The following is a 12,630-nucleotide window of genomic DNA, read 5'->3' as shown; positions in this document are numbered from 1 at the left end:
CTGAGGGCAGTCATCAGGGTGCATCTACTGTTTCTTAATCCGGCATCACTCCTGCGGTGTCCGGAAAAATTAAAATCCTAATATCAAATTTCTTCTGGCACTGAGCGATCGCTTATCTTACTGTTATCCTCCGGCTCTGGCATTGGATCAAAAACAATCGTGTAAGGGACTGAGGGGACAAGCCTGCCAACCACTTGCACAAGCGACTCCGCATCACTGCGACGACGACAGCGTGCGACAACAAGTCGTTGCAAATTAGGTAAGGGGCGGATAACACACCACGGATGCAGTTTTTCAAAATAAGTCATGACACTCTCCCTGCTCTACCTGTAGATTGCTGAACTAATGCACGTTGAATAACTGTTTCAAGACTATGGCGTTCAGTCTTGCCGTTCTCCTTCAAACAGTCACTATCCTCGTTTTGTGGGTGAAGTACCCAACTGCTAATTGGAGCAGGTTGATAGGTCAGCATATAAAAATTGTCATCAGTAACGTAGATGCTCCAAGAGGCTTGCTTCGGGCGCTTGCGAAGATGGTAGCCACGTTTCTTCAGTGCTGTACGAATGGCAGCAACCTCTTGGGCGACACGCAGAGCTTCGGTCGCTTTTGATTTCCTCATACCTGGTTTAATTGGGACTGTCGCCACATTAGTAGAAGATAGCTAGCTAAAAAAGTGACAGGTGAATTTGACATTATGACGTTTATGTGCTGGCTAAAATTATGCCTCCTCGGCTTCTTCACTGACCCAAATTGGCACTATATAGTAAATTTCGTAAGTTAGAAGGAATCTCCTCAAAATGTTCTAGGAGAAAGTCCATAAGAGCGAGATGACGCAAATCAGTGCGAGTCGGACGGCGATGGTTGCTACCTTTCATAAACCAGCGTCGGACTGTCGAAATTGAGCGATCGCAAATTGAGGCAAGATGCTCGTAACTCACAAACCATTTGGAATAAAATCTCCTGGGTGCCATTCCCAATTGACATTGGCTATAGAGTTCAATCAGATTTTGCTCTCGCTGAGTCAGCATCCTAGGATTGTTTCTATCCCGTCGTCCAGGATTATAGGTTCCGGGGGGTAGACGTAGATGTAGGGATTTGGGGATGAGGGGATGGGCTAATGAGCGTAAAAGCGTTGTAGAACTCTCAGATTTAGGGGGATGTTGTTCAGGGAAGAGAGGTAAGACAAGTTGCTTGCCTTCGAGACTAGGTAAAGAATTCTCTCCTTTGGTAAAGTCAGTATCGCTACTTGCGATCGCTTCTATATCTTCTTCCCACGCCGTATCAGTAACAGTCCAAGCTGCACTAGGGGAATCTTTATCCAACCGGATGAGGTAGCATATTCCCCAATCACACCGATGTTGGGCGTAGGTGTAATAGCGTCCAATTACAATTCCCCAATCTGTATTCTCACCGAGAGCTTGCCACCTAACGCGATCGCCTTCTTTATAGCTCGGCGTAACGCCATTCGGAAAGTTCACTGGTAGCTCAATTGTTGGTAAAGGAAGTTCTAAATGGCTTGGGTCACACAGCACATCCGAGTCACCGTGGCGGATAGCATTTAAATAACTGGCAATCTGCTTACCTTTCAAGCTACTCATTAACCGTTGGATTAGAGTTGCAGCTAAGCAATCGAGTTCATGCTCATTCAGATTCATCAACGCTGCATCAAAATCTTCATCAACGTAGCTGCTCAAATGTGACAGCAACTGATTGATGCAAAATGTCTCTAAAACTTGCTGTTCGGTTTGAGAGCGATAGCCTTTACAGGTCGCTGAGGCTAACGGTTCCTCCCCTTGCTGCATCGCTAACCTTACCTCCTCTGATGCAGTTTTGTTAACACTCTTTCCGCTTACGGGTTTCACCATGGTTAGAGTCTCCTGATACTGGGGAGTTAGAATAATGCATTCAGACCTTAAGATTTGCTTCAAAAATAACTACTAACCCCCTTTCCCTCGCTTTTTAAGGGGAAATGGGGGTTAAGTTTATCTTCGGTTTATTTACGCTCTGTATTTAACAAAACTTTCAAGCAATTTCGACCAACTGAATATCAAACGTCAAGTCTTCTCCAGCCAGAGGATGATTAGCATCTAACGTCACTTTGGACTCCGTTACCTCTGTAACAAACACTGGGATAGTTTGCCCATTCTCTTGCTGAACTTGTAATTGCTGACCAACTTCGGGTTCCAATTCTGGTGGGATCTGCTGTCTGCTAATCTCCAGAACCATTTCATCACGATGCGGGCCATACGCTTGATCCATCGGAATCTTTTGGGTTTTTGATTCCCCAGGACTCATTCCTAGTACCGCTTCGTCAAAGCCAGGAATGACTTGTCCTCCACTGAGAGTAAATTCTAAAGGCTCACGGTTAACCGAGGAGTCAAATACTGTGCCATCGTCTAATTTGCCTGTGTAGTGAATTTTTACGATATCACCAGGTTTTGCTTGTACCATGCTTATTTCCCTTAAATTTTGTCAACACCTACTAGGTTACCAACTGCCTCCGAAATGGTTACTTCCAATCTGAAAATAGGTGTTAGGTGGTAGGGAACCCCATTCCCCATTCCCGACTTTCAATATAGGTCTACTGATTGTTGACACCAACAGGCTGCTTCGCCCCATTTTGTAGTAATCCTGTTAACAGCGAGGTAGGACGCTGAGGATGGGGCCAAGCAAAGGCATGGTGGAATGCCGCATCTTGGCAAGCTTGCAACTGTTCAAAACCAATAATGTCGTAAGTGAGTAAGTTTTCATACTCAAATTGCAGACGGACATTGTGCAACCCGGCATTGTCTGTACAGATTGCAATATCTACACCAGCCTCAAAACAGCGGTCAAATACTACTTTTAACTGATGGATATCATCGAGAGTACCTGTTTTTAAGTACGTTGTGGGACAAACTTCTAAACATTGCCCCAGCTCTCGCACTTCTTTTAATAACTCTGGATGCTTTAAGGGAATCTGAATTCCATGACCAATTCGCATCAGGTAAGGGAGGAGTTCCGGGTAACAGCCATCAGTAGTTTCGTAGAGATGACCTGTTGTTTTTAGACCTAGCGATCGCGCATATTTGTACAATCCAACAAACTCATCTAAACGCTCTGCATAATGAGCGTCTCCTCCAGCCAAATCTACTGCACAAACATATTCTTTCGAGCCAGCCGCGAGGTCAACAATTGCCTTGTTTACCTCATACGGTAATCGCGAGTGCATACACAATATTTGGCTGGTTACAATCGGATACTCATTGACTCGACTGGCTTTACCAACAATCTCCACAATCTTCGCCATCTGGTCAATCCGTTCTGATTGACTCAACTCTTCAGATGTTCGTAGGTATGGGGTGTAACGCAATTCCAAATACGCCATATTTTCAAAAATATGAGCGCCACGAATTAGCCGATAGATGAAATAGGGTAATGTTTCTATTGTTTGAACGCTTTCTACCAGCGTGTGCAATTCTAGATATTCATCCAGAGTCTTACGCGATCGCGTGTAAAATCCCTCAAATTCTGGATATTCTGGAAACCGCTTGGCTAACTCAGGGTTTTGGCGATGGAAATAGCGCCAGAGAATCCGAGGAACGACTGAACCTCCCAAATGGCGGTGTAAATCAGCGTATAAAGTCACAATAAATTCTCCAAATAAGTTTAGGTTTGTTAAAGGTAAGCTGTTGTCGGCAAATTAGATAAGAGTAGGGGAGACAAGTTGTTCTGTGGCTCCCTAAGTGTCAATGTAATTGAGTCGTGCATCGACTAAGTAAAAGCCGATACGCTCATAAATGGCTTGTGCGATCGCATCACCTGCTGCTAGCCAAACTAGCTCACCTCCTGTCTGAAAATGGTCTTTGATTAAAGTGCTGCATAACGTTTTGGCTACACCCCGGCGCCGTTGCGCGGGTAAGGTGGCAACACCAACAAGTTCACTAATTCCCAACATCGGCAGGGTGAAACCTACACCAGCAGGTATCCCGTTAATGTAAGCTAGCGCCCCCTGCATCATCCCTTTATAAATCTGCTCTTTCAACTCATTAATTTCCTGAGTTGTCGGAGCTTGGGCAGTATTATGCAAGCTAAAGCATTGCTTTGGAATCGTCACACAGGCTGCCAGAATATCAGGATGAGCGTCTGGGGTAAGCAGTTGGACTTGTACAGCAGGCGCTTGATAAGGCTGAAAGTCAGTTGGTGTACACAGCATCATCGGGTGACGTACCTCTCTTGTGAGTCCAGCATCCTCCAAAGCGGTTGGGAGTGTAGACCACAGGGATTCGGTAAACTCAAAGCGGAGAATGCGATCGCGTTCTCTAAAAACATGACGCAGTTCGACAAGTGCTTGCGCTACCTCAGCACTAGTTCCCAAAGGCGCAATCGGCACTGCGTAATTTAGCCACGTCATATCTGTTGTTGGGTTAATCATTGCTTGAAATGACCCAACGATTATGACTTCCCGTTGTTTTGCCGTCACCTGAGTATTCGCCGCTTCAATACGACGTAACAGAGTTTTTAGTAATTCCTCCACACCTCCACCTTTTATCGTCCTACAAGCTATCAGCTATCAGCTATAAGCCTCCAAACTAATTGTTTAGAAATGTTTTTCGGCTCAAAGCTGACGGCTGACGGCTGACGGCTGACCGCTGGTTGACATTGGTTAAACCTAATGCTAATAATTATAGTTTGTGAAAACTTAAACACTATAAAAAAAACCCTTGGCTAACGTCGTTGTAATCGGTGCCCAGTGGGGCGATGAAGGAAAAGGAAAAATCACTGACTTACTAAGTCGCTCAGCAGATGTCGTCGTCCGTTACCAGGGGGGAGTCAATGCAGGGCATACCGTTGTTGTTCAGGGTCAAACCTTCAAACTGCACTTAATTCCCTCTGGAATTCTGTATCCCGATACCGAGTGCATTATTGCCTCTGGCACGGTCATTGACCCACAAGTACTTATTGCCGAACTCGATCAAATCGAAGCGTTAGGCATTTCCACCAAAAACCTACTGATTTCCGAAACGGCTCACGTTACGATGCCTTACCATCGGTTAATTGACCAGGCATCAGAAGAGCGTCGAGGTAGCCATAAGATTGGCACAACAGGTCGTGGCATTGGGCCAACGTATGCCGATAAATCAGAGCGCACTGGGATTCGGATGTTGGATCTGATGGACCCAGACATACTAAGAAAACAACTAAACTGGACAATTAACTACAAAAACGTCATTCTCGAAAAGCTCTACGATTTGCCGCCTTTAGATCCGGCGACCGTGATTGAGCAGTATCTAGAGTATGCCGAACGGCTACGTCCCCATGTTGTTGATTGCTCATTGAAGATTTACGAGGCAATTCAGCGACGGAGTAATATTCTGTTTGAAGGCGCTCAAGGGACGCTGTTAGATTTAGATCATGGTACCTACCCCTATGTGACTTCCTCGAATCCGGTTGCGGGTGGGGCGTGTGTGGGTGCGGGTGTCGGGCCAACCATGATCGACCGCGTGATTGGTGTGGCGAAAGCCTACACAACTCGCGTGGGAGAAGGGCCATTTCCGACAGAACTTGATGGTGAACTCGGAGATTTATTATGCGATCGCGGTGCAGAATTTGGAACAACGACAGGGCGCCGTCGTCGCTGTGGCTGGTTTGATGCCGTCATCGGTCGTTATGCGGTTCGGATCAATGGCATCGACTGTCTGGCAATCACCAAACTGGATGTTCTTGACACCCTAGACGAAATCAAAGTCTGTGTGGCATACGAAATCGAAGGTCAGCACTGCCATGACTTTCCTAGCAGCGCTCGCCTGTTTGCTCGATGCAAACCGATCTATAAAACTCTGCCCGGTTGGAAACAATCAACAGATCATTGTCGATCTTTAGAAGACTTACCCACAGAAGCGCTGAATTATCTCAAATTCTTGGCAGAGTTGATGGCTGTTCCAATTGCGCTCGTCTCCCTAGGTGCTAGCCGAGATCAAACCATTATCGTGGAAGACCCAATCCACGGACCCAAGCGGGCACTGTTACACGCCAACGGCACACCAGTAACATCAGGAGTCTAGGATTGAGATTTTAGATTTGAGATGTTGGATTTGAGTCCAACCCATCATCTTGGGTATCAGCAATCTAAAATCAAAGATCGGGCTATCGCTAAAACTTGAAAACCTATACAAGCTACTGAAATGGAAGTTACAGTTGAATGTCAAAAGCGGCCAGAAGGCAGCAAACCCAAAGCGCTGCGTCGGTCTGGTCTAATCCCTACTGTCCTCTACGGTCATAAAGGTACAGAATCTATTGCCCTGACCATCGGTGCCAAAGACGCAGAAACTTTACTCAAAAAAGCCACTGTCAATAACACCCTGGTTCAGGTCAAAATTCCTGACCTTCCCTGGAGTGGTAAAGCCCTAATCCGGGAAGTGCAGACTCATCCCTGGAAGAGAAGTTCAATCTACCACCTCAGCTTTTTCTCCGTAGCTGCTCAAGAAAGCCTTGAGGTAGCTGTGCCATTGCACTTCGTCGGAGAAGCGGCGGGTGTTAAAGAAGGAGGAGTCCTCGACCCTGTATTTACGGAACTTCAGGTACAATGTGCCCCTGAGAACATCCCAGAGTCAATTGAGATTGATGTTTCTAATCTTCAGGCTGGGGATAGCCTACGTGTCCAAGACCTTGTTTTGCCAGAGGGAGTCACGGCACTGAGTGAACCGGAGAATACAGTTGTTGCGATTGCTGCACCGCTCTCAGTTACACAGACAGAGGACGACGAGGTAGAAGCTACGGCAGCCGGAGAAGCTACCGAATCTACCTGAGGTTTGCTCTCATGAGATAGTTAGACCAGGGGCAATTGTCCCTGGCTTTTTTATAGGTATCTTTTGACACAACTGACTAAGCATATTTACGGACATTTGCACTGAGATGACTCAAACCGCTCTTCCTGCCTTGATTCAGCAAATGATGGAGCCAGGATTTTATCCCCACCCTGTTAAAGAACCAATTGAGCTGAAGCAGACTCACGTTTCATATGTATTTCTTACAGGTGATTATGCTTACAAAGTCAAAAAACCAGTAAACTTTGGCTTTTTGGATTTCTCCACCTTGGAGGCTCGTAAGCACTTCTGCTTAGAAGAAATCCGGATGAATCAACCCATTGCACCGGAGATTTACCTAGACGTGTTGCCAGTGACGGAAAATGGCGATCGCTTCGAGCTAAATGGGGCAGGTCAGCCAGTAGAATATGCGCTAAAAATGCGGGAGTTTCCCCAAGATGACTTGTTTATTTGCCTATTTGAGCAAGGCAAGCTGACGGAAGCTCACATGGAGGAGTTAGGGCGAATTGTTGCTCAATTCCATGCCAAAGCGGAAACAAGCGACTATATCCGCTCGTTCGGTGAAGTCTCCCAAGTCCGTCAGGCAATTGATGAGAATTACGAGCAAACACAAAAATACGTGGGTGGACCTCAGACTAGCCAGCAGTTTGAAGAAACTCAGCGGGCTACTGATGCTTTCTTTGCCACTAGGTCAGCGCTTTTTGAAAGCCGCATCCAAGATAATCAGATTCGAGAATGTCATGGGGATTTACACCTGAGAAATATTTGCCTATGGCAAGGCGAAATTCGGCTATTTGACCGTATCGAATTTAATGAGCCATTCCGCTTCGTTGATGTTATGTACGACATTGGGTTTGCGGTGATGGATTTGGAGGCACGGGGGCGTAAAGACTTAGGCAACGCCTTTTTGAATACCTATGTGGAGCAAACTGGCGATTGGGAAGGGCTAAGGGTGCTGCCCTTGTACTTGAGTCGGCAAGCCTATGTGCGAGCGAAGGTGACTTCTTTTTTGTTGGATGACCCTGGTGTGCCAGATGATGTGAAGCAAGAAGCAATGTTAACAGCCGCACAGTATTACCAGTTGGCTTGGGAGTATATGCACTTACCAAGCGTTGATGCTGCTTCTTCTCAACAAGGACGCTTAATTTTGATGTCTGGTTTGTCGGGTTCTGGTAAAACGACAGTAGCACGACATCTAGCACGACACATCGGAGCGATTCATATCCGCTCTGATGCAGTACGTAAACACCTTGCTGGTATTCCTTTGGAACAGACAGGAGGCGCCCAACTCTATACAGCAGCGATGAATGAGAAAACTTACGATCGCTTGTTAGAGTTGGGCATTAAGCTCGCAAACGAGGGATTTACTGTGATTTTGGATGCGAAGTATGACCGACAGGTGTTCAGAGAAAAAGCGATCGCTAGAGGCCAGCATCACCAACTACCAATACAGATTCTTCACTGTATTGCTCCAGAATCCGTTTTGCGCGATCGGCTAACAGCACGCACGGATGATGTTTCTGATGCGACAGCTGAGCTACTGACTCAGCAACAAGCCACGGCCGAATTCTTCACGGATACAGAACAATCTCTCGTCACCACATTAGACACGACACAAGACTGGACATCACAGTTAACAGGATGGGCAAGTGTTTCTTAGCCTCCTTGTACCAGTTCACGAAAGGCTTGATCAAATAGTTGATAAAGGAAAAGGAGAAGAGGGAAAGGCGAATTTTTCTTTAACCTTATAAGGCTACGATACACAAACCGATGCCTCCTCATCAGGCTAATGCTCATAAATTAGATGCCTCCCAGGTTGATGAAATTGCACAACTGCTGGTTCTTGCATTTGAGAATGGCTCTGGTCTTAGCCAAATTTGCAAGGCAGAAGGTGAAGAACTTCAGCGCCGACTGCACTTCTTGTTTCGGGCTGGACTCGCACTGCAAGCCGCTGCGAACCAACGGGTGTTGAGTGTCACGCAGGATGATCTCGTAACAGGTGTTGCTGTCATGCAGGAACCAGAGAGTTGCTTTCCTCTTTGGCTACAGATTCATTGGTTACTACAAGTAAGCTTTGGTATAAGCCCGGTTGTAGCTTGGCACCTATGGCAAAGCTTGAGGATTTTAGAACGGCACCATCCTCCAGAGCCTCATTACTACCTGATGCTCTTGGGCGTACACCCAAATTTTCAAAAGAAAGGATACGCTCGCGCTCTGCTTGAGGCACTTCATTCACGTTCAGAAGCACATCCTACTTCAATTGGTGTGTATCTCGAAACAGCGAAAGAGCAAAATGTAGCATTTTACAAATACTTTGGATATCAGCTAATAACGCAAGTTAATATCAATGGGGTGGAAAACTTTATTATGTTCCGTCCAAATTTTAGAGAATAAAAATAAAATTCTAAAGCTGATTTGAGCTATTCCTACGCTCTAGAAGTTTGAGAGAAAGAACAACAGAAAAAACACCAAGATGTCCTCAGGCTTTCGCTATGAGGATTTAGGGGAATAGCATCGGGAGAATGATTTATTGGGGAAAATTGCAACTAGAGTGAGCCAAACCTAGCACAACTTCTCCATCTGCTTCTAAACCATCCCGTCACTGTATTGCACTGACGTTTGTGTTAAAACCCTGGATACCCACAACGCGATCGCATTAGCGTTTGCGTAGCATGGTGCGCTAGCAGCAAAGCGCGGCGTTAGCAAGAGAGCTGCTGATCTTCAGATCGCGCACTTGTTTGTTGGCAAAAAAACTAGGGGGAATAATCACCGTGAAAATTCTGCTGGTGGAGGATGATGAGCTTATCGGTTCGGCACTTTTTGAAGCTCTCGTTGCTCATCATTACACGGTCGATGTGGCGGCAGACGGACAAGCTGGTCTAGAACTGGCGACAACCTTTGAGTATGATCTGATTTTATTGGATTGGCTCATTCCCAAACTGGACGGCATCAGCGTTTGCCGCCAACTCCGTGCAACGGGGTATCAAAAAGCCATCCTCTTGCTGACTGCCAAAGACTCCAACAGCGATATTGTCCAAGGGTTAGACGCAGGAGCAGATGACTACATAGTCAAGCCCTATGAATTATCGGCATTGATGGCACGCATTCGGGCTTTGCTGCGTCGGGGAAATTCTCCTGTCACGAGCGTTCTGGCTTGGGGAAACCTCTGTTTGAATCCGGTTTCGGGCGAGGTTACTTTTGGAGAACAACTTCTCTCTCTAACCCCCAAAGAATACAGTTTGCTGGAGCTTTTCCTGCGAAATCCTCAACGGGTTTTCAGCCGGAGTGCGATTATCGATCGCCTCTGGTCTTTGGGTGGCTCACCTGCCGAAAGTGCGGTTACAGTCCACATCAAAGAATTGCGACAAAAGCTGAAGACAGGGGGAATGACTGAAGAAATTATCGAGACAGTCTATGGCTTGGGCTATCGGCTCAAGTCTCCTCCTGAAGAGAAGGCGTTGGGCGAGAGTGGTGCGGGAGGGGGAAGCGAGGAAATAGCAACGGGGGACAAGGGGGAAAGGAGCCAGTCGAAATTGAAAGGTCTGGCTTCAATCAGCAATGTGTTGGAACGGTTCAGAGATACGTTTGCACAGCAGGTTACCGTACTGGAGCAAGCAAAGATAGCACTGATCGAAGGCAATTTGAGCGAAGTTCTGCGGCAGAGTGCAAGGCAGGAAGCCCACAAGTTAGCGGGTGCAATGGGAACGTTTGGTTATCCGGAAGGCTCGAATCTGGCACGGGCGATCGAACATATGCTGATGGATGACAAGGCTTTGGGACGGGAGGAAGTCTTACGACTCGATCGCCTGGTTACTGACCTTCAACAAGAACTGACGAAACCTCCCACCTCGCTCATTGCAGAACCAACACCTCCTGCTCAAACTCCTTTGGTGCTGGTCGTTGATGACGATAGGGTACTAACTGAGCAACTGAAAGTAGAAGCCACCGTCTGGGAAATGCGAATTGAGACGGCTCCCGATTTGACGACTGCCAGACAGAAGGTTGCCCAAACTCCTCCCGATGTCATCTTGCTAGAGCTTACCTTTCCCGATTCAGCCGAAAATGGACTAACGCTGCTGCGGGAACTAGCGGAGCAATCTTCTACAATTCCAGTTCTGGCACTCACCGGACGAGACAGATTGGAAGACCGGGTTGCTGTGTCTCGCTTGGGAGGGCGTGGATTCCTACACAAACCTGTTTTACCAGAGCAGATTTTCAAAGCGATTGCGCGAAGCGCACCAGCAAAGCTGATCGCTCGCATCCTCCCCCAAACTCAGTCAGTAGAAGCAAAGGTTCTGGTCGTGGATGACGATTCTGCAACGCTGGCAGCATTGAGCAGCCTGCTGCGACCTTGGGGATTTCAGGTGACGAACCTCAATGAGCCTCAGCGCTTCTGGGAAGTGCTGACGGCAACTACTCCAGATCTGCTGGTTTTAGATCTGGAGATGCCTACTTTCAGCGGAATCGACCTGTGTCAGGTCGTGCGCCAAGACCCGCAGTGGGGGGATTTGCCGATTCTGGTTGTGACGGCTCACACAGATGCCGAGTCAATCCAACGGGTGTTTGCGGCTGGAGCGGATGACTTTATTAATAAACCAGTGGTGGGGCCGGAGTTGGTCACGCGAGTGACAAGCCACATTGAGCGAGTTCGGTTACGACAGAAGTTAAAACAAACATAAGTTCATGGTTCATTGTCTTCTCAATCAACAATGAACTATAGCGGTTCTCCTGTGGATGAGGTACAAATTTCTAGGTTTTCGGGAATTGGGTGACGCTGGCATCCGGAGGCTCTCTCCGGATGAGGAAGCGCACCCCAAGGGAATTGGGAATTGGCAAGAAAGTTAGATGTACCTGCCTGATACGAGAATTGCTATATAAATAAAAGCAATGATTTTAGTATATTTAATCTGTCAAATATTGAAGTTATACACAAAACAAACATTAGACAAACATAATAATAATCATTGCTGTTGCAAGCATAATTCTCCACGCATTTAACAAATAAATTCATTGAATCTTTATCGAGTCTTGATGCCTAAAATAAACTTCTCAAAAAACTTTAGTTTAGTCTAAGAGTATACAAATTGAAACCAGGAACTTCGCTACTAGCGCTATGCAAACAACTCGTTTTGTGACTCAAAATGCGATCGAGCTGCGTCATACACAAACTTGCACATCTATTGAATTATCGAGAAATCTCCTTGTTATTCACATGGGTAAATTGAATGGACGGATTCCCCTAGATGTTGATTTATCAAATTTTCCAAACTCAGATATGGTTTCTCGCCTTCAGGTAAGGATTCAGAAAGAGGGAAACATCTACTTCATTGAAGACATGAGAAGTGCAAAAGGCACATATCTCAATCAGAAACGATTGGCGACAGGACAGCGTTACCGATTATATGCAGGTGACAAAATGTCCTTTGGTGAAGGCGATTTAATCTCATTTGTTTTTGGATTTTTCTAGAGATTTATTTAGAGTTTAGGAAAATTGATATGAGTTCAGTGCTACTGGTAGATGATGACCGAGTCCAATAGCTAGTCATATCAAAAATTCTATTGTTTAATGGCTTAAATGTAATTGTCGCTAATGATGGCATTGAGGCGCTCGAAACTGTTAATCAGCTTTTACTAACCATTAACGATAATGAGTCGTGCGAAAGATACCGAAATGCGATCTCCGTGAGCTTCGGCTTCTAAGTTGATTTTCAGCTCAAATTCTTGGCAACTGAAGCAGCGGTTCCTAGCAGTATTGCTCGTGATGGAGGCAAACTAGATTTAAGGCTTGCGGAGTTTGGCATCCTCCTTTGCATAGTCTTTTTTG

The 12,630-nt window shown here is 46.3% G+C and carries 12 protein-coding genes; 6 read left to right on the top strand and 6 right to left on the bottom strand.

Annotated features, from left to right (window positions below; translation table 11 throughout):
* Positions 1-83: 83 nt before the first annotated feature.
* The 6 genes from H6F98_RS11040 to H6F98_RS34430 form a co-directional block, all read right to left on the bottom strand.
* On the bottom strand, positions 84-308 hold the full coding sequence (locus tag H6F98_RS11040; protein ID WP_192218734.1) for a hypothetical protein: 225 nt from the start codon (positions 306-308) through the stop codon (positions 84-86).
* Entirely contained in the window at positions 305-619 is a 315-nt protein-coding gene (locus tag H6F98_RS11035; protein WP_192218733.1) for a hypothetical protein, read from the bottom strand. The genes H6F98_RS11040 and H6F98_RS11035 overlap by 4 nt, the downstream gene beginning before the upstream one ends.
* A 118-nt stretch (positions 620-737) precedes the next feature.
* On the bottom strand, positions 738-1,865 hold the full coding sequence (locus H6F98_RS33480; protein WP_242058483.1) for a hypothetical protein: 1,128 nt from the start codon (positions 1,863-1,865) through the stop codon (positions 738-740).
* Positions 1,866-2,022: 157 nt separating this feature from the next.
* Positions 2,023-2,451: a peptidylprolyl isomerase gene (locus tag H6F98_RS11025; protein WP_192218732.1), complete on the bottom strand. Its 429-nt coding sequence runs from the start codon at positions 2,449-2,451 to the stop codon at positions 2,023-2,025.
* A 130-nt stretch (positions 2,452-2,581) separates the two neighbouring features.
* Entirely contained in the window at positions 2,582-3,628 is a 1,047-nt protein-coding gene (locus H6F98_RS11020; protein WP_192218731.1) for an adenosine deaminase, read from the bottom strand.
* Positions 3,629-3,721: 93 nt separating this feature from the next.
* Positions 3,722-4,516 (bottom strand): GNAT family N-acetyltransferase, encoded by a 795-nt coding sequence (locus H6F98_RS34430; protein WP_192218730.1) that lies wholly within the window; start codon positions 4,514-4,516, stop codon positions 3,722-3,724.
* Positions 4,517-4,703: 187 nt separating this feature from the next.
* Here H6F98_RS34430 and H6F98_RS11010 point away from each other — a divergent pair, with 187 nt between their 5' ends.
* The 6 genes from H6F98_RS11010 to H6F98_RS10985 all read left to right on the top strand — a co-directional run bounded on the left by H6F98_RS11010 (position 4,704) and on the right by H6F98_RS10985 (position 12,273).
* The gene (locus tag H6F98_RS11010; RefSeq protein ID WP_192218729.1) at positions 4,704-6,044 is read left to right on the top strand and encodes an adenylosuccinate synthase; all 1,341 of its coding nucleotides are present in this window, start codon (positions 4,704-4,706) and stop codon (positions 6,042-6,044) included.
* 120 nt (positions 6,045-6,164) lie between these two features.
* Positions 6,165-6,788, top strand: a complete 624-nt coding sequence (locus H6F98_RS11005) for a 50S ribosomal protein L25/general stress protein Ctc (RefSeq protein WP_192218728.1) — start codon at positions 6,165-6,167, stop codon at positions 6,786-6,788.
* 106 nt (positions 6,789-6,894) lie between these two features.
* Positions 6,895-8,466, top strand: coding sequence for an AAA family ATPase (locus H6F98_RS11000; RefSeq protein ID WP_192218727.1), 1,572 nt, complete (start codon positions 6,895-6,897; stop codon positions 8,464-8,466).
* A gap of 110 nt (positions 8,467-8,576) precedes the next feature.
* Positions 8,577-9,200, top strand: coding sequence for an N-acetyltransferase (locus H6F98_RS10995; RefSeq protein ID WP_192218726.1), 624 nt, complete (start codon positions 8,577-8,579; stop codon positions 9,198-9,200).
* Positions 9,201-9,577: 377 nt separating this feature from the next.
* The gene (locus H6F98_RS10990; RefSeq protein WP_192218725.1) at positions 9,578-11,485 is read left to right on the top strand and encodes a response regulator; all 1,908 of its coding nucleotides are present in this window, start codon (positions 9,578-9,580) and stop codon (positions 11,483-11,485) included.
* A gap of 434 nt (positions 11,486-11,919) precedes the next feature.
* A complete protein-coding gene (locus H6F98_RS10985) occupies positions 11,920-12,273 on the top strand; it encodes an FHA domain-containing protein (RefSeq protein ID WP_192218724.1) in 354 nt (117 codons plus the stop codon).
* Positions 12,274-12,630: the final 357 nt, after the last annotated feature.

The organism is Microcoleus sp. FACHB-SPT15 (assembly GCF_014849525.1).
Classification (GTDB): Bacteria; Cyanobacteriota; Cyanobacteriia; order Cyanobacteriales; family Coleofasciculaceae; genus Symplocastrum; species Symplocastrum torsivum.
The sequence above is the reverse complement of the archived record's forward strand: the minus strand, read 5'-3'. Positions and strand labels throughout refer to the sequence as shown.

Coding starts and splice junctions, on each gene's coding strand:
- H6F98_RS11035 (WP_192218733.1), bottom strand. CDS start 619: ATGAGGAAATCAAAAGCGACCGAAGCTCTGCGTGTCGCCCAAGAGGTT.
- H6F98_RS33480 (WP_242058483.1), bottom strand. CDS start 1,865: ATGGTGAAACCCGTAAGCGGAAAGAGTGTTAACAAAACTGCATCAGAG.
- H6F98_RS10985 (WP_192218724.1), top strand. CDS start 11,920: ATGCAAACAACTCGTTTTGTGACTCAAAATGCGATCGAGCTGCGTCAT.
- H6F98_RS11005 (WP_192218728.1), top strand. CDS start 6,165: ATGGAAGTTACAGTTGAATGTCAAAAGCGGCCAGAAGGCAGCAAACCC.
- H6F98_RS11000 (WP_192218727.1), top strand. CDS start 6,895: ATGACTCAAACCGCTCTTCCTGCCTTGATTCAGCAAATGATGGAGCCA.
- H6F98_RS10995 (WP_192218726.1), top strand. CDS start 8,577: ATGCCTCCTCATCAGGCTAATGCTCATAAATTAGATGCCTCCCAGGTT.
- H6F98_RS11025 (WP_192218732.1), bottom strand. CDS start 2,451: ATGGTACAAGCAAAACCTGGTGATATCGTAAAAATTCACTACACAGGC.
- H6F98_RS11040 (WP_192218734.1), bottom strand. CDS start 308: ATGACTTATTTTGAAAAACTGCATCCGTGGTGTGTTATCCGCCCCTTA.